This window comes from Rhodospirillales bacterium, from assembly GCA_018666775.1.
Lineage (GTDB): Bacteria > Pseudomonadota > Alphaproteobacteria > SMXQ01 > SMXQ01 > JABIXC01.
Window position 1 is genome coordinate 365,121 of record JABIXC010000017.1, and the last position, 15,920, is coordinate 381,040.

Below are 15,920 nucleotides of genomic sequence, written 5' to 3' on the forward strand. Positions count from 1 at the left end.
GGTTACGGGCATTTAACAGAAGCGGCTTCACTGCCATTACCTTTGTAGATGAACGTGCATTTCATGCCGACTTTCAGGTTTTTCCGTTTGGTCTTCTTGCCTTTGATAAAGACTTTCGTGCGGCTGCCGGAAACCTTAACCTTGTGGGTCTTGCCGTCTTTACCCTTGAAGAACAGACGACGTCCGCCCCGCTTCGTGGCTGTCAATTTGGTGGTACGCTTTAAAACCGGGTTCATCTTGACGGTGGTGTGAAGCCGGTCCATGCGCGACAGGGCTTCTTGAGCAGATGCCACAACATTTTTTGGAATGGCATACAGCTTCGTAATCAAGGCTTCGATTTCTTTGCCCGACAATGGATTAATGTCGACCCTGCGCTTTTTGGCATCGGCCAAAAGCTTGGGGTCAACCATGGCCGCGCTAAAGGCAGCTTGGAGGGCTGCCAAACGGTCGGCTGGAACACCAGGAGGTGCCAGGAAAGGCCGACCCATCGCCTGGGGTGCCAGAACCAGTTCAAGAATGGCGCGCTGTTCCTTGGTGGTTGCGTAATCTGTGATGATGGGGGTTTTGGAAAGACTGGGGTGCTTGTTAAGTGCCACCTGCGTCATCAGCGTCAGTTTGCCGTCACGCAGCCAATCGGGCTGGGTTGCGGTGATCGATGACCAGGACCAACCACAACGACCCTGAACCTCACCCCGTTCCATGGCCAGATTAATGGCTTGGCCTGAAGAATAACCCGTGATCATCTTGAACTTGCTGCCGAAAATATTGTTGAAGATGCGCGGATAAATATCCGTGTCCGAACCCGCAGCAATACCGCCAACAATCAAAGGCTGTTTCAAGACATCATCAAATGTCTTCACCTTCTGGGTGTGCCAGGCAACACAGAGGCTGACGGATTGGTTCATGGATCCGATCCATTTAAACTTGGTCGGATCATATCGCACGTTTTTGGAACTGAAAATTGGCAGGGTGGAAATAGCACCGCGATGAATCAGCGCGATCACCGTGCCATCCTTGGGGGCCTTGTGATAGAGCCAGTTGGCCGCAACCAGTCCCCCCGCACCTTGGCGGTGCTGCTTGATGAATTTTGGGTGACCCGGGATATGACGCCCCATATTGCGCGTCAAAATACCAGAGAATGTGGAATAACCACCACCGGGACCGGCACTCAAGATCACCTTGATGACCTTGCCCTTATAAAAATCCGCAACAGAACCAGCGGATGCCTGAACGGAGGATAAGGCCGATATGCCAGTTGCCAGAACAATGGCTGAACTGGTCGCTGCAATGTTTCGGATGAGCGTTTTCATCGTTTCGGGTCCCTTGTAATGGTGCCGCCTTCATCAACATAGCGTTCACCAGATGTAATGTTATAGCGCTGGGGTTCGCAATCGGTGCGCCCGCTGGATTTCGTTTCCGGGGCAAAAGCACCAATTTGAAGAAGCTCAAGTTCTTCATCGCTACAGCTTTCAAACCAATAGCGGGTATAGGCCGGGGTGATGATGCCTTCCTGGGGACCAAATTCGCCCAGCACTTCATCGTTTACGCCGTAAAAGCGCACCCTGCCCTTTAAAACCATCCAGAAGCTATCGGCATCGGTGTGGTAATGAAGGTTGTTTTCACCGCCTGATTTCACATTCTGAACCACGCCGCGAACGTTGCCGCCCCGACCCAATTCAATGCGCGCCTTATCGGTGCCAATGCCTTCTGGTTTTTTGTAAGAAAAAACCTTGATGTCTTTTTCCGCGTTTTCAATACGCGCAAGCAAATCGGGATCAAGGTTATAAATTGCTGCACTATCAGCCATGACTGCCTCCCATAATGGCCCTTTTGAGCCATAAACCTTTTATCAGGTTCATTAGATTTCTTATTAAGAATTCTATACGCCTGTGCTTTGCACCGCAATACCTACACAGAAAGCAGGATCAATATGTTCCTTAATCATTATGAGGCTTTAATGCGCCTGTAGTTGCACAAAGCATCCAAGAAGCTATGCTCAAGATCGCAGTTTCCATACCTAAAGGACCCTCATAATCGTGAATACCCCTGTTAAACTGGTCCCTGCCAAATCAGGTAATTTCTTCATGACGTCCGTTCGGGAAAATCCCGGTGGTTGGGTTGTTGTCTTCGTTATGTTTCTGGCCCTTTCAATGGTGTCTGCAACCAGAGCCTCCATAGGGCTTGCCATGCCTAGTCTTGAACTGGAAATGGGCTGGTCCCGCAGTTACATTTCCACCATTGTCGCTTGGTCCCTGATTGCCATGGCAATCACCAGCCCCTTTGTTGGCAATCTTTTAGACCGGTTTGGTCCGCGCAATATTTTGCTGGCAGGGTTGATCTTGGTCGCCATCGCACTTGGCATGACATCACGAATCACATCGGCGTGGCAGTTCATGCTGTCCTACTCACTGCTTGCTGGAATCAGTTTTGGCATTGTTTCCAAAAATGTGGCATCGGCCACCATTGCGCGGCACTTCACTGAAAATCGCGGTTTTGCGGTTGGCGTTGCCAATGCGGGCGCCACTGCCGGCCACATTGCATTACTGCCCGTCATGGCATTGATATTGACGTTCTTTGGCTGGCGTTATGGCTATTTGTTTTTGGCCTTTGCAGCCCTTGCCCTGTTGCCGGTGGTTTGGTTCCTGATCAAACCTGACAAAGACGCCCAAAGTGCCCGAAAAAGCGCTGAATTGGTCAGCGGAAGTCTTGGGCTTCGTTTGAAAATACTGTTTAAAAACAAAACGTTCCTTGCTTTATTGGGCAGTTACACCATTTGTGGATTCACCGCCACCGGCATGATTGATACCCACTTTTTACCTTATGCAATATCTTGTGGTATTCCCATTGTTGTGGGGGCATCGGCTTACGGCGTCTTGGCGGCATTCAACATGGGGGGCATGGCCTTATCGGGCTATTTATCAGACCGCATTAACCGGCCCATTTTGCTGGCTGTCATCTACATCATGCGCGGGCTTTCCTATATTCTTTTGCTGCTGATCCCAACATATGATGTCAACCTGATCTGGGTGTTTGCCGTTGTCTTTGGCATTTTCGATTATTCCACCATTCCCGTAACCACATCTTTGGTGGCGACCCATGTTGGCCTAAAAACAATCGGGTTGTCCCTTGGGGTATTGGCGATGTTCCATGCTGCAGGTGGGGCGCTGGGTGCTTTCCTTGGGGGCTATCTTTACGACATGTTCCAAAAATATGATGGGGTTTGGGTGGCAGCTATATCTGTTGCAATGATCGCAGGCGTGCTGGTATTGACGATTAAGGAAAACAGAGGCCCTGCCCCTGATACTGAAATTACACCGGATCCAGCAGGCGCACCGGCTCAATAAGGGTGACAACCATGAACGCGACATATCTTGTATCCGTATCGTGTCCGGACCGAACCGGTCTGGTTGCGGCCATTACCGCCCGGTTGTTTGATCTTGGTGGCAATCTTGGGGACACAACCTTTGCCGTCTATGGCACAGAGGCCGAATTTACGACCCTCGTGGACATGCCAGACAGCCCAGGCGCTGATAAATTAAGATCAGAACTGGCCGACCTGGATCAGACCAAGGGTGCCACCATTAACGTGACCCCATTCGATCGATCGACCGATCATGGGGCTTTAACGCGCGGCACACACACGATTACCATCAGTGGGGGCGATCAACCGGGCTTTATCGCCCGTATAACAGAGGTTTTCGTGGAATTCCGGGCTAATATCATCCATTTGGAGGCCTTTCGTGACCAAAACCGTTACACAACCCGGTTTTCAGTCGCTATTTCGGCTAAAAATGCCGATAAATGCCTTGCCACTGTCGCCAATACTGCGGAATCGCTCGACCTGACCTGCGGCACAGAACAAATTAATTAATTACCTTAATAAAGTTTTATAATTAGCTGTTTTTAATTATTAAATATCATTTCAATGAACCTGATATTCTTTTTGATTGTCGCTGTATCCTTCTTCGTAACCGGGTTGCGTGAACTGCTATGGCATGGCGCGCCTGCGGGTGCTGTTGGCAAAGCGGCCTTGTCGCCAATGTCTGCTTTAGGCCAGGGCATGGTCGATCAGGCCGGAGCATCGGTAACCCTTGCCATTGGGCTTATTGGGGTCATGGCTTTGTTTTTGGGGCTGATGAAAGTGGCCGAGGCCGGTGGCTTATTGGTCATCATTGCCCGCACCATACGCCCCCTTATGACCCGCCTTTTCCCTGATGTCCCCGCAGATCACCCGGCAATGGGTGCGATGATCCTGAATTTTTCTGCCAATATTCTGGGATTGGGCAATGCCGCAACGCCTTTTGGCATTCGCGCCATGCAGGAACTGGATCGCCTGAACCCGGTCAAAGGCACGGCCACCAACGCTATGGTGCTTTTTCTGGCCATCAACACGTCATCCATCACGATCTTGCCAACCGGCGTCATTGCTTTGCGTGCAGCGGCTGGTTCCACAGACCCCGCAGCCATCGTGCCCACCACCCTGTTTGCGACCATTTGCTCCACTGCCATCGCCATCTTTGCGACCAAACTGTATCAGCGCTGGTCGCCGGTAACAGAGCCCGAAGCCGGGGACCTGCCAACAGCACCAGCCCTTGGCGACCCTGATCCGGCCCAAAGCCCCGAAATAGATGGTTTTGATGACTCTATGGCCACCCATGCTGGCTATCCCACCTGGGTATCTGTTTTAGCATTGGGATTTATTATCGCCCTGGTGCCCATCACCATTTTCTGGGGCCGCGCCATATCGCCGTGGATCATTCCCGGTATTATGCTGACCCTTTTGTCCTTTGGCTTCTTCCGTGGGGTCAGGGTTTATGAATCCTTTGTCGATGGGGCCAAAGACGGGTTCAGCGTTGCGGTTCGGATCATCCCCTATCTGGTGGCAATTTTGGTTGCCGTTTCCATGCTGCGATCATCGGGCGCGCTGGAAATGTTTATTTCCCTGATCAGCCCCTATTCCGGTGCCGTGGGACTGCCTGCAGAAGCCCTGCCCATGGCATTGTTAAGGCCGCTTTCGGGGTCCGGGGCGTATGGCATTTTGGCATCCATCATCAACGATCCAGCCATTGGCCCAGATTCATATGCCGGATTGCTGGTCAGCACTTTGCAAGGTTCCACCGAAACCACATTCTATGTTTTGGCCGTTTATTTCGGGGCTGTCCAAATACGCCGCATTCGCCACGGGCTTGCCGCTGGTCTGACCGCAGATGCGGCAGGGATTGCAGCGGCCGTTATTATTTGCATGCTGCTGTTCACACCCTGATCGGCCTGCTAAATTCATTTCAACAAAAACACTTAAAACAGGGAGTAACTCCATGGCATTTTCCAGCTGGCGCGGCGTCGTAGGCATGATCAACCCCACCATGCGTCCAGGCATGACCGAAGAGGTCATCCGCCTGTTGCCCGAAGGCATCGGTATCATTCCGCTGTTCATCGACATCACCAAGGGCACGCGCGAAGAATTTGAGACCGTCATGGCGGGCTATGAAGAACAGATTGAACGCCTTGTTCCCCATGAACCGGACTTCATTCACCCCAACGGCGCGCCGCCCTTCATGGTCCACGGCCTTGCAGGGGAAGCAAAGATTGTTGATGACTGGGAAAAGAAATACAAAATTCCCATCTTTACCGCCGGTCAGAACCACATTGCCGCCATGCATGCTTTGGGCATCAAATCCTTTGTCGGGGCCACCTATTTTTCAGGTGAGATCAACAACACCTTCAGCACCTATTTCACCGATGCCGGCTTTAATGTCCAAGCCATGGCCGGGATTGATGTGCCCTTTAACAAGGTTCAGGAACTGTCTGGTGAAATGATCTACAGCCACATCAAAAAGGAATTTCTGGCCCAGACCTCTGCCGATGCGATTTACATGCTGGGCTCAGGCTGGCGAACACTCGACATCATTGAATTGCTGGAAGAAGACCTGTCAGTGCCCGTGATTCATCCGGTTACAGCGCGTGTTTGGGAATTCCAGAAACGCCTTCACGTCCATGAACCCCGTGAAGGCTATGGGTATTTACTCTCAGAATTGCCCTAATGTGTAAGGCGTTTTTCTTCTCGCCCAATCAAGATTGAGAACAAAAAAGCCCCTGCCCCACAGATCGCAAACACCCAGGCACCGCCCTGCCAACCGCCTGCCATGAAAACGACGGCGGCGATTAAGGGCGGGCCGATGAATTGGCCCAAATGCGATCCCTGTACCAAAAGACCGTTGGTGGTGCCAATTTGGCGCGGGCTGGGCGCGAACACTGGCGCGCCACCCAAAACCCCGGCGGGTAACATCCCCACCAACCCGGAATAGACCAGACAGGCCATAAATCGCGCGCCATCGGGCAAAACATCGAGGAAAATGGCAGGACCGGCGATACATAAAACAATCGCTGAAACGCCGATGATGCGGGCGCGTTCAACGCCTTTATGCAAAAGCCAGCCCCCCAAAAGGTTTCCGGGTAAATTGATGACAACCACCAGAACCGTCATCAAGGCCGCCGTTGCAACGGGCAGTCCCCGTTGTTCGACCAGAAAAGTTGGCAGCCACACCATCAGAGCAATCCAGGCGAGGGTATAGAAAGAAAAACAGATGGCCAAAAGCCAAGGCCCACGGGTCTTGAGTGTGATTGCCATATTGCGCAGCAAATCCTCCGGGGGTGCTTTGTTGGCACCATTCCCACCCCGCATCGCCACAGCCATCACCAAAAGCCACAATGCACTAATGCCCGCCATCACCAGCCAACTGCCGCGCCAACCGTAAGCACCCTGAATATAGGGCGATAGAAACAGCATCAGCCCAACACCGGTTGGCATAAATGCCCCCCACATCCCCGTCGCCAGGGGGCGGTCTTTGGGGGTTGTGGCAGATGCGATGATGGAAGGGGCCGTTATCACCGTGATCAAAAAGCCAAAGCCTTCGATAAAGCGGGTCAGAAGAAGCACAAAGGCGCTTTCGGTATAGGCACCAGCCAGCGCACCAAGCGCCATCAGGGCCATTCCCAAAAGGGCAGGCCTAATATGTCCCAAACGGTCTGAAACCAGACCAACAGCCATGCCGAAAATCATGCCGGTGGCCGAAAAAATAGAAACCACCCAGCCAGCCCGCACCATATCCATGGCAAATTCCACGCGCATGGCAGGCAAGGCCGCAGGCACCTTGCCAATATGGGCCGCGCCAATGATGCCGGCACCAAAGGCCGCAATAACGGCGAACCAGCGGGTCGCCTCAGAAGTTTGTTGGTTCATGGCGATCTTATTTGGCCGCTTTTTGCATGGGCTCCACTAGATATTAACCGCCGCCATTTGGCGTTCTGGGTAGCGGGTTCCGGCGGCTGCACCGGGGGGGCAAATTTCGCCAATCAATGCCAATTCTTCGGCACTGAACTGAACCTCCATTGCCGCCAGATTGTCTTCCAGATGATTGCGCGATTTTGACGATGGAATGGGAATGATGTCATCGCCTTGATGCAACAACCAGGCAATGGAAAGGCATGGCAGGGAGATGCCCTTGGACTTGGCAATGTCATTCAACTTGTTCAAAAGAACGGCGTTGTGTTCCATGTTTTCACCCTGATAGCGCGGGCTTTCACGCCGGCGATCATCTTCGGGAATATCATCGACCTTGAAAAACTGGCCCGAAAGAATGCCCCGGCCCAAAGGCGCATAAGCCATAAAGCCCATGCCATGTTTGCGCACCGCATCGATGTTGCCAAATTCTTCTGGATCGCGGGTAAACAGGGAATATTCGATCTGCAACGATGCTATCGGGTGCACCGCCCATGCCCGTTTAATGGATTCTGGTGATGCTTCGGAAAGGGCGATGTAGCGGGTTTTGCCCTCTTTCACCATTTCCGCCAATGTGCCCACGGAATCTTCAATCGGGACAGAGGGGTCCACCCGTGACATGCACAGCACGTCCAGGCAGTCTATCTTCAGGCGCTGGAGGCTTTCTTCGCAGGTTTTGCGCAAATAATCCGCCGTCCCGGAACCGGATTTATCGCCCGGGTCCTTGGAACGCATGGAGCCGGTTTTGGAATGGATCACGACCTGATCGCGCTTTCCGGCAATGGCCTTGCCGATCAGGGTCTGGTTGTGCCCTTCGCCATATGAATGAGAGGTATCCAGGAAATTCACCCCCATATCCATGGCCCGATGAATGGTTGCAATGCATTCATCATCATCCTGGGCACCGTAACACCCAGACATAGACATGCAGCCAAGGCCCATGCGGGAAACCTGATAATCGGTGACACTGCCAAAGGGGATCATTTTCATAAAAATTTGCCTCTCAAATTTCGGACGCGGTTTGCGATGTGGCAAAACCCTATCCTGCCAGCAGAACCAAGGCAAGATGACTGATCTTATCGCCGTTTTTTACCCGTAATCATGGACCAGATCAGGTTTTCGCCATGAAGCAGAGACGAAAGGATCACCCCACAAAAATGAATAGCAATCAGTGCCAGAAAACCACTGGCCAGCACCTCATGGACCTCCAAAAGGGCTTTGCCAAGCGAGCGCCCGAAAATCGCTTTCAAAAACCCGAAAGGCCCGGCACCCCAGCTCATGCCGTAACCGATCACACCACTGCCCACGACCAAACAGAGGCCAAACAGCAGGACCATAATCATGGCCCCGGCTAAAGGGCTATGGCCCATGGTGTGGGCCGGCTTCAATGCCACCGTATCTTTCAAGTCATTGATCACCACCGTTGGGCCATGAACAAAATCTGTAAAACGGGCATGAACCGGGCCGATAAAGCCCCAACCAACGCGCAGCGCAACCAAAAGGCCAATGAAATAACCTGACCACACATGGGCCAGCATATAATGGTCTTCAGTGAACCAGGCGACCGTAAACAAAATTACAACCGTCCAATGGGAAAACCGCACATACGGGTCCCAGACCTTTACCTGAATTTCGCTATCTTCGCTCAACGTTGCCTCTGAAATTACAGATAATTATTGGCTGTATCAACTTTACTTTACCCAACCCCGGCCTTTGTGGCAAAATGCTTTCACTTCTAATCAATGAGAAGACTTATCAACTGCGTCTCGGGATTTTTACGGTGCCCGATGGGTCTCTGTTAGACCCACAAAAGAACCGACAATGGGAGGATTAAAAATGCGCGAAATTCATACACTCAACAGCAAGTCTGCGGCCGTTAAAAAAGGGCTGGATTATCCGGTCATCGATGCCGATGCCCATGTTCTGGAATGTGAATGGGCCATCATGGATTACATCCGTGATATTGGCGGACCAAAGTTGGCCGAAAGGTTCGAAAAATCCGGTGGCCGGCCTGGTTACAACAAAAAACATCGTTCCATGTTCTGGGCGGCACCATCGGGTAAATACACCATTGATCGCGCCACCTGCATGCTGCCAAGGCTTTATGCGGACCGCCTGGAAGATGCGGGCATCGATTTTGCCATCGTCTACACCACCTATGGCATTTCCGCCAATCAGGTCCGTGATCCTGAAATGCGCCAGGTCCTTGCCCGGTCTTTGAACTCGCTCTATGCGGAAATGTTTGATGACGTCAAAGATCGCATGACGCCTTCGGCGGTGATCCCCACCTGGACCCCCGAAGAAGCCATTGAGGAACTTGAATTTGCAGCAGGCCTTGGGCTCAAGACCATCACCATTGCCGGTGAAGTTCGCGATGCGGTGCCCGAAGTTGCCGCCGTTGATCCGGCCCTTGGTGAACTGACCCAGCGCATTACCTCCATCTGTATGGAACCGCGCGATGGCAATGATTACGATCCATTCTGGCAAAGATGTGTCGATCTTAAAATGATGCCTGCGGGCCATGCTGGTTCCCAAAAAAGCCAGCGTCGCCAATCGCCCAATGTTTATTCCTTCAATCGTTTGGGCACGTTCAGCGTCGGCAATGAATTCTTTGCGCGTTCCTTGTTTTTCTCTGGCGTTCTCCAACGGTTCCCCACGCTCAACTTTGCCTTTTTGGAAGGTGGCGTTGCATGGGCCTGTCAGCTTTATAACGATCTGATGGAAATCTATGAAAAGCGGAACCTTGACTGGATCTATGAACATCAGGACCCGTCAAAACTGGACGTCAAATTGATGGAAGAAATGTTCGATCGCTTTGGCCATCTTGATTATATGACCAAGGAAAAATGGGGTGCGTGTCAGGAACTGCCACAATCCCAAAAGATCGAAGACCGGCCCATGAATGATTTCGAAGCCAGCGGCGTCGAATCGCGCGAAGACATCCGCGATCAGTTTGTGCCCAATTTCTATTACGGTGCAGAAGCAGATGACAAAATGACCGCGCTGGCCTTTGATGAAAAGATCAACCATTTCGGCGTCAATCTAAAGGCTGTCTTCTCGTCAGATATTGGCCATTGGGATGTGCCTGATATGTCAGGTGTCTTGCAAGAAGCCTGGGAAATGGTTGAAAAAGGCACCATCAACGAAGACAACTTCAAAGACTTCGTCTTCACCAACACAGCAGAAATGCACGCCCAGATGGACCCCGATTTCTACAAGGGTACCGTGGTCGAAGATGCCGTCGCCAAGGTCATGGCGACCCACCAACGACCCGCAGCAAGCGCTGCTGAATAAGACGATTTGATCCTACCAACCCCCGCGGGCCAAATGGTTCGCGGGGATTTTTTTATATTTATTCCATGCCACGAAACGATGCTGGCTCGACGCACGCACCGGCGGCATCATCGGGAGACAGGGCATCATCCCAAAGGCTGCCGTTGTATCGCGCACCCGTAACAGCATCTGAATTTTTAGAACACAGCCACACCAGAACCGGGTTCATGACATCGACGGGCAAATAATTTCGGCCCGGTTTTACTTCACGTTCAGGATCAGAATCGCACGCTCCACCGGGTAACAAGGCATTACACGTCACCCCGGTATTGGCGAGGTCTTTGGCCCAGATCCAGGTTTCTGCATCAACGGCCGCCTTGGTAACACCATAGGGGCTGTTTTTTGTGCCATAAAAATTATGCACTGATGTTGTCAGGTTGATGATCTTGCCAAACCCCTGATCGATCAAATACGGCGCACACGTTCGCGCCATAAAAAAGGTGCCGGTCACATTAACCTCTACCGTTTGTTTATAAATATCAGGAGGGGTTTCCCAGAACAAAAATGAATTGCCAGAAGCCGGCAACCCCGGCCCACGATGGAGCCTGCGCGCATTGTTGATCAACACATCCAGGCCACCAAACCCATCAAGGGTTTGGGCCAGACAATTTTCGCAAGATTTAAGGTCCGTGATGTCGGTTTCGACAACCAACGCCCGTCCCTTTCCGACTGCACTTTTAATTTCTTCTGCCACACCATTCAGGGCATCAATGTCTGGCGCTGCCAGCACAACCCGGGCACCGGTTTTGGCCAAAGCCACGACCATTGAACGGCCAAGCCCCCGGCTGGCGCCAGTCATAATGACAACCCGACCATCAAGGTCAATATCTGGTAATTTAAGTTCTTCGCTCATGTGATGATTTTTCCCTGTAATTTTTTCTGACTATAGGTCGGCGCTGGCAATGTGGAAAGAGCGGGTCTATCGTTTGCACATGATCAGAAAACATTTTTTGAGCCCGTGTCTTGGCTTATTCGTCCTGTTGGCGACCCTGTCCCCAGCTTGCGCGCAATCCCCTGTTCCCGCCCCGGATCAGCGCGGCAGTTTTTCTGTCTTGATTGAAAACGATGCCCTGAACGGCACGGACCGCCATTACACCAATGGGCTTAAGCTCACCTGGTTATCCGCCGAAGATGATCTGCCCGAGTTCGGCCACTGGTTAGCCAAAAACCTGCCATTGCTATCAAACCGGGGGCGCAAACGCATTGGCTATGCGTTGGGCCAGAACATGTACACGCCCGCAAATATTTCCGTTGATACCCTGCAACCAAATGAACGCCCCTATGCGGGCTGGCTTTATGGCGAAGTTGGCATTGTTTCAGAAACCGGGTCACGCCTTGATAACGCGACCCTTTCCTTTGGGGTGGTAGGCCCACTGTCTCAGGCCCAAAACACCCAAGAGGTCTGGCACAAATTGTTTGACCTCAACCGCCCCCGTGGCTGGGCCCATCAACTGAATAATGAACCGACGCTAAACCTTACGGTGGAACGGAAATGGCGCAACATCTGGCCGCATTCGTCATATTTGTTCGGGCTTGATGGGGATGTAACCCCCCATGTAGGCGCTGCCCTTGGTAATGTTTTTACCCATGGGGCTGGCGGAATCACGCTGCGCATTGGCCAAAATCTGCGCAATGATTTTGGCCCACCTCGCATTCGGCCATCCCAACCGGGATCAAGCCATTTCACACCGTGGGATGATTTTGGATGGTACCTGTTTGCCGGGGTCGAAGGCCGGTTGGTTTTGCGCAACATGTTTCTCGATGGCAACACATTTTCAAACAGCCAAAGCGTTGATAAAAAAACCTTGGTCGGTGATGCCCAATTGGGCGTCGCCTTGGTCTTTTCACGCTTTCGTCTGGCCTTCACCCAGGTCTTTCGCAGCATTGAATACGTTGGACAGGCAAATGCCGACCGCTTCGCAGCCGTCAGTCTGACCGCACGGTTTTAACTAAGCGACTTGTTTAGCAAAGCTGCGGTCACCGGCAACGACGGTGCGGTGCATGCGACGCAGGGTGGCATAGCCGCCAACGGCGCGGTGGCACAAACAACGATTATCCCACATCACAACATCACCGGTTTTGTATTTATGGCGGTAATGATAGGAACGTTTTCTATCCGTGATATAGGGAAATAGCGCATCCAGAATGGGGTCTGCTTCGGCTTCATCCATGCCTTTAATGCCAATGGTAAAGCGTGGGCTGCAATACAGCGCCTTTCTGCCCGTCACCGGATGGGTCAGCACCAAGGGCTGGACCACTTCGTGACGGTTTTTGGCCTGTAATTCATAGAAATCTTTTGCCCCCGGGCGCGATGGTGAAATGGTCACCCGTTTGTTCACGGTCTTTGAGACATGGTGGATGGCATAGAGACCATCGATTTTTTGTTTTAAATCTTCGGGCAGCGCGTCATAGACCGCATACATATTACAAAATTCTGTATCCCCACCCTTTTCCGGGTTGGTCACCGATTGCAAGATTGTGATCATCGATGGGACGTCATGATGGGAAGAATCTGAATGCCAGAAATCACCACCATCCACCACGCCAACGGCGGTGCCGTCTTCGCGTATTTCGTTGGAAAGGATCATGACATTGCGACTGTCTTCGGACGTGTGATCCACATTGTCTGGAATTTCCAAATCGCCGAACTGTTTGGAAAAGGCGACCTGTTCGAGGGGGCTCATATTTTGATCGCGGATCACCAGAACCTGATAGCGAAGAAAGGCATCGCGCAGGCCTTCAAGGGTTTCCCCATTTAGGGGCTGGGATAAATTGATCCCGGTTACCTCTGCGCCAAGAATATCTGAAACTGGTGTTACCTTCATGGGGACTCCGCTTAATACAAATAACTTTGAAGTCTAATTATAAATTTACCGCGAACACACGTCAAATAGACCGAATAATATGGCTATAAAACAATAGGTTGGGGATTCCAGCCTTAATGCATGGCCGCCCCGCCGTCGACCAACATGGTCTGGCCGGTCATGAAATCACTGTCATGGGATGCCAGAAACACCATGGCCCCGGTCAGATCATCGGGAAGCTGGTGGCGTTTGAAACACCGCGTATTGGGTGTTGTGGAATTAATATATTCTTCCTTGTTTTCCACCCCTTCAGACATCGTCATGCCCGGTGCCAGGGCATTGACGCCAATGTTGTCAGCGCCCAATTCCCGGGCCATCACACGGGTCATGGCGATCACCGCACCCTTTGAGGCAACATAATGACACAGTCCAGGCGACCCCTTGAACACGGTGCCAGAGGCAATATTGATGATTTTGCCATATTTTTGCTTGCGCATTTCCGGGACCACGGCCTTCACGCATTCAAACACGCCCCGGGTATTAACATTCATCACCTTGTCCCATTCATCGGACGTAATATCCATGAAATGGCCCCGCTCCAGCACTGAAAAAACGGCAGCATTGTTGGCCAAAACATCCACATGACCAAAAGCATCAACGGTTTGGGCCACCATATCTGCCACAGCCTTGGTATCCGTCACATCGGCTGTCAGGCCGATGGCCTCGCCGCCTTGTTGTTTGATGATCTCTACCGTCCGTGTGGGGTCCAGAATGTCCACAGCTGCAACGCGTGCACCCTCTTCTGCCAAAGATTTGGCATAAGCAACGCCAATCCCTTGTCCTGCACCAGTAACAATCGCAACGCGTCCATCAAGCCTACCCATAATATACTTCCCCTTATTTAATCCTGTTGGTTTTGCCCTATAATACACGATAACAAAGATAAAATTGGGAGGAAAAAATGACCATAGAGCCACAGGGAATTCTTCATTTCACCATTGGCGTCACCGATCTGGACCGGGCGTCCGATTTTTATCAAAATGTCGTCGGTTGCAAACTGGTTCGGGTGAACAAGAAAAACACCATGGCCTTCATGTCTGCGGGCAATGATTATTTCGTGCTGACCAATACAGGCCGCCATGTTCGCCCCAATGATGATGGCGACACCGTGTTTCACCATTCTTTTATTGTAAAACCCGAAGATTACGATCATGCCGTTTCCTTTGTTGAATCCCATGACATCGAAACCATGGTGCCCATTGGAAAGCTGGACCAGCACAACACCTTTCCCGGCCGGCATATCTATTTCTATGATCCAGATGGCAATGGTGTTGAAATCACTGAATGCACTGGCCCTGCAGCGGGGCTATAATAAATATTCGGGTATGCGAAACGCAGCCCATATAAAAAACGAACAAACAGGGAGTCCCCACATGTCCAAGCCCAAAGTATTTGTCTTCGCGCCCATTCTGGAAAATACCGAATGGCAAGACGCCTTCAAAGATGCCGGTTGTGAACTGGTTCTGGGGAAGGCCGATTGGCACGACCCCCACGGCAATAACGAAGACGAAATGATTGAAATGGCCAAGGGCGCGGTTGCCATGATGGGCACCTCTATCCGATCTTGCCCCATTTCAGGGCGGATTATGGATGCAGCCGGACCAAATTTACGCATCGTTGCCAAATGCACCATCGGGGTTGATGATGTTGAACTGGGCAGCGCCACGGCGCGCAATGTTTTGGTAACGCACGCCCCTACAGAATCTAACTGGGGCGGGGTTGCCGAAGGCACCATCGCCATGATGCTGACCATTTTAAAACAGGCCCGCGAACGCGATGTCTCTATGAAAAAAGGCATCTGGCGCAAGCCAGAGCTTCAGGGCCTGTATTTAGGGGAGCGCGAATCAGATGGCTATCCCGGTATGACAGTTGGCATCGTTGGCATGGGCCGCATTGGCAGCCGGGTTGCAAAATTACTAAAACCCTGGGGCTGTCCCATCATTGCCTGTGATCCTTATGTCCCTGATTCGCATTTTGAAGAACTGGGCGTTGAACGGGTCGATTACGACACGCTGTTGTCGCGGGCAGAAATCATCACCTTCCACGTTACCCTGACCCCTGAAACGCGCCAGATGTTTGATGAAGCGGCCATTGCCAAATGCCAAAAAGGCACCATCTTGATCAACGATTCCCGTGGTCAGGTTGTCAATGGCGATGCGCTTTGTGATGCACTGGAATCAGGCCATATTGCATCGGCCGCCATGGACGTGTTTGAAGATGAACCCCTCACTGCTGATGCCCGCATCCTGACCATGGGAGACAAGGTTTTGCTGTCGCCTCATATGGTGTCATCCAACCTGCGCGGCGGCCTGCACCCCGGGCTGATTTGGGCGACCCAACGGGTGTTAGAAGCACTGCGCGGTGAAACGCCTATTTCTGTCTATAACAAGGATGTCATCCCCACTTGGGAACAGCGCTATACCGCCAAGAACATCCTGCCGTAG

The 15,920-nt window shown here is 52.0% G+C and carries 16 protein-coding genes; 8 read left to right on the forward strand and 8 right to left on the reverse strand.

Translation table 11 applies throughout. The features are described 5' to 3' along the window. Positions 1-2: 2 nt before the first annotated feature. Positions 3-1,310 carry a hypothetical protein gene (locus tag HOJ08_09740; GenBank protein MBT5673711.1) on the reverse strand — a complete coding sequence of 436 codons (1,308 nt, stop codon included), beginning with the start codon at positions 1,308-1,310 and terminating at the stop codon, positions 3-5. Beyond that, positions 1,307-1,807, reverse strand: a complete 501-nt coding sequence (locus tag HOJ08_09745) for a cupin domain-containing protein (GenBank protein ID MBT5673712.1) — start codon at positions 1,805-1,807, stop codon at positions 1,307-1,309. The genes HOJ08_09740 and HOJ08_09745 overlap by 4 nt, the downstream gene beginning before the upstream one ends. Before the next feature lie 229 nt (positions 1,808-2,036). On the opposite strand from HOJ08_09745, the gene HOJ08_09750 reads away from it, so the two are divergent. Genes HOJ08_09750 through HOJ08_09765 form a run of 4 tightly spaced genes read left to right on the forward strand, consistent with a single transcriptional unit; the run spans position 2,037 to position 6,041 of the window. Then, entirely contained in the window at positions 2,037-3,344 is a 1,308-nt protein-coding gene (locus tag HOJ08_09750) for an MFS transporter (protein MBT5673713.1), read from the forward strand. 11 nt (positions 3,345-3,355) lie between these two features. Continuing rightward, positions 3,356-3,871, forward strand: coding sequence for an amino acid-binding protein (locus HOJ08_09755; GenBank protein ID MBT5673714.1), 516 nt, complete (start codon positions 3,356-3,358; stop codon positions 3,869-3,871). 54 nt (positions 3,872-3,925) lie between these two features. Further along, the gene (locus tag HOJ08_09760; GenBank protein MBT5673715.1) at positions 3,926-5,263 is read left to right on the forward strand and encodes a spore maturation protein; all 1,338 of its coding nucleotides are present in this window, start codon (positions 3,926-3,928) and stop codon (positions 5,261-5,263) included. A gap of 52 nt (positions 5,264-5,315) precedes the next feature. After that, a complete protein-coding gene (locus tag HOJ08_09765; protein MBT5673716.1) occupies positions 5,316-6,041 on the forward strand; it encodes a hypothetical protein in 726 nt (241 codons plus the stop codon). On the opposite strand, the gene HOJ08_09770 is transcribed toward HOJ08_09765, so the two are convergent. The 3 genes from HOJ08_09770 to HOJ08_09780 form a co-directional block, all read right to left on the reverse strand. Beyond that, positions 6,038-7,240 carry an MFS transporter gene (locus HOJ08_09770; protein MBT5673717.1) on the reverse strand — a complete coding sequence of 401 codons (1,203 nt, stop codon included), beginning with the start codon at positions 7,238-7,240 and terminating at the stop codon, positions 6,038-6,040. The two genes, HOJ08_09765 and HOJ08_09770, sit on opposite strands and share 4 nt — an antisense overlap. 36 nt (positions 7,241-7,276) lie before the next feature. Then, the gene (locus HOJ08_09775; protein MBT5673718.1) at positions 7,277-8,269 is read right to left on the reverse strand and encodes an aldo/keto reductase; all 993 of its coding nucleotides are present in this window, start codon (positions 8,267-8,269) and stop codon (positions 7,277-7,279) included. An 86-nt stretch (positions 8,270-8,355) separates the two neighbouring features. Beyond that, entirely contained in the window at positions 8,356-8,943 is a 588-nt protein-coding gene (locus HOJ08_09780; GenBank protein ID MBT5673719.1) for a cytochrome B, read from the reverse strand. A gap of 172 nt (positions 8,944-9,115) precedes the next feature. On the opposite strand from HOJ08_09780, the gene HOJ08_09785 reads away from it, so the two are divergent. Next, positions 9,116-10,573 (forward strand): amidohydrolase family protein, encoded by a 1,458-nt coding sequence (locus HOJ08_09785; protein MBT5673720.1) that lies wholly within the window; start codon positions 9,116-9,118, stop codon positions 10,571-10,573. Positions 10,574-10,631: 58 nt separating this feature from the next. Here HOJ08_09785 and HOJ08_09790 read toward each other — a convergent pair whose 3' ends face one another. Beyond that, complete coding sequence (locus HOJ08_09790) at positions 10,632-11,465, reverse strand: SDR family oxidoreductase (protein MBT5673721.1); 834 nt, start codon at positions 11,463-11,465, stop codon at positions 10,632-10,634. Between the two features lie 79 nt (positions 11,466-11,544). On the opposite strand from HOJ08_09790, the gene HOJ08_09795 reads away from it, so the two are divergent. Then, on the forward strand, positions 11,545-12,561 hold the full coding sequence (locus HOJ08_09795; protein ID MBT5673722.1) for a lipid A deacylase LpxR family protein: 1,017 nt from the start codon (positions 11,545-11,547) through the stop codon (positions 12,559-12,561). On the opposite strand, the gene HOJ08_09800 is transcribed toward HOJ08_09795, so the two are convergent. Continuing rightward, the gene (locus tag HOJ08_09800; protein MBT5673723.1) at positions 12,562-13,437 is read right to left on the reverse strand and encodes a TauD/TfdA family dioxygenase; all 876 of its coding nucleotides are present in this window, start codon (positions 13,435-13,437) and stop codon (positions 12,562-12,564) included. 113 nt (positions 13,438-13,550) lie between these two features. Then, positions 13,551-14,300, reverse strand: coding sequence for a glucose 1-dehydrogenase (locus HOJ08_09805; GenBank protein MBT5673724.1), 750 nt, complete (start codon positions 14,298-14,300; stop codon positions 13,551-13,553). Between the two features lie 77 nt (positions 14,301-14,377). On the opposite strand from HOJ08_09805, the gene HOJ08_09810 reads away from it, so the two are divergent. Both HOJ08_09810 and HOJ08_09815 read left to right on the forward strand, forming a co-directional pair. After that, complete coding sequence (locus tag HOJ08_09810) at positions 14,378-14,788, forward strand: hypothetical protein (protein ID MBT5673725.1); 411 nt, start codon at positions 14,378-14,380, stop codon at positions 14,786-14,788. Between the two features lie 61 nt (positions 14,789-14,849). Beyond that, positions 14,850-15,920, forward strand: coding sequence for a hypothetical protein (locus HOJ08_09815; protein ID MBT5673726.1), 1,071 nt, complete (start codon positions 14,850-14,852; stop codon positions 15,918-15,920).

Excerpts from the sequence above, each read along its gene's own strand:
- HOJ08_09745 (MBT5673712.1), bottom strand. The coding sequence starts at position 1,807 with ATGGCTGATAGTGCAGCAATTTATAACCTTGATCCCGATTTGCTTGCG.
- HOJ08_09810 (MBT5673725.1), top strand. The coding sequence starts at position 14,378 with ATGACCATAGAGCCACAGGGAATTCTTCATTTCACCATTGGCGTCACC.
- HOJ08_09765 (MBT5673716.1), top strand. The coding sequence starts at position 5,316 with ATGGCATTTTCCAGCTGGCGCGGCGTCGTAGGCATGATCAACCCCACC.
- HOJ08_09785 (MBT5673720.1), top strand. The coding sequence starts at position 9,116 with ATGCGCGAAATTCATACACTCAACAGCAAGTCTGCGGCCGTTAAAAAA.
- HOJ08_09815 (MBT5673726.1), top strand. The coding sequence starts at position 14,850 with ATGTCCAAGCCCAAAGTATTTGTCTTCGCGCCCATTCTGGAAAATACC.
- HOJ08_09800 (MBT5673723.1), bottom strand. The coding sequence starts at position 13,437 with ATGAAGGTAACACCAGTTTCAGATATTCTTGGCGCAGAGGTAACCGGG.
- HOJ08_09770 (MBT5673717.1), bottom strand. The coding sequence starts at position 7,240 with ATGAACCAACAAACTTCTGAGGCGACCCGCTGGTTCGCCGTTATTGCG.
- HOJ08_09795 (MBT5673722.1), top strand. The coding sequence starts at position 11,545 with ATGATCAGAAAACATTTTTTGAGCCCGTGTCTTGGCTTATTCGTCCTG.
- HOJ08_09760 (MBT5673715.1), top strand. The coding sequence starts at position 3,926 with ATGAACCTGATATTCTTTTTGATTGTCGCTGTATCCTTCTTCGTAACC.
- HOJ08_09790 (MBT5673721.1), bottom strand. The coding sequence starts at position 11,465 with ATGAGCGAAGAACTTAAATTACCAGATATTGACCTTGATGGTCGGGTT.
- HOJ08_09775 (MBT5673718.1), bottom strand. The coding sequence starts at position 8,269 with ATGAAAATGATCCCCTTTGGCAGTGTCACCGATTATCAGGTTTCCCGC.
- HOJ08_09755 (MBT5673714.1), top strand. The coding sequence starts at position 3,356 with ATGAACGCGACATATCTTGTATCCGTATCGTGTCCGGACCGAACCGGT.
- HOJ08_09805 (MBT5673724.1), bottom strand. The coding sequence starts at position 14,300 with ATGGGTAGGCTTGATGGACGCGTTGCGATTGTTACTGGTGCAGGACAA.
- HOJ08_09740 (MBT5673711.1), bottom strand. The coding sequence starts at position 1,310 with ATGAAAACGCTCATCCGAAACATTGCAGCGACCAGTTCAGCCATTGTT.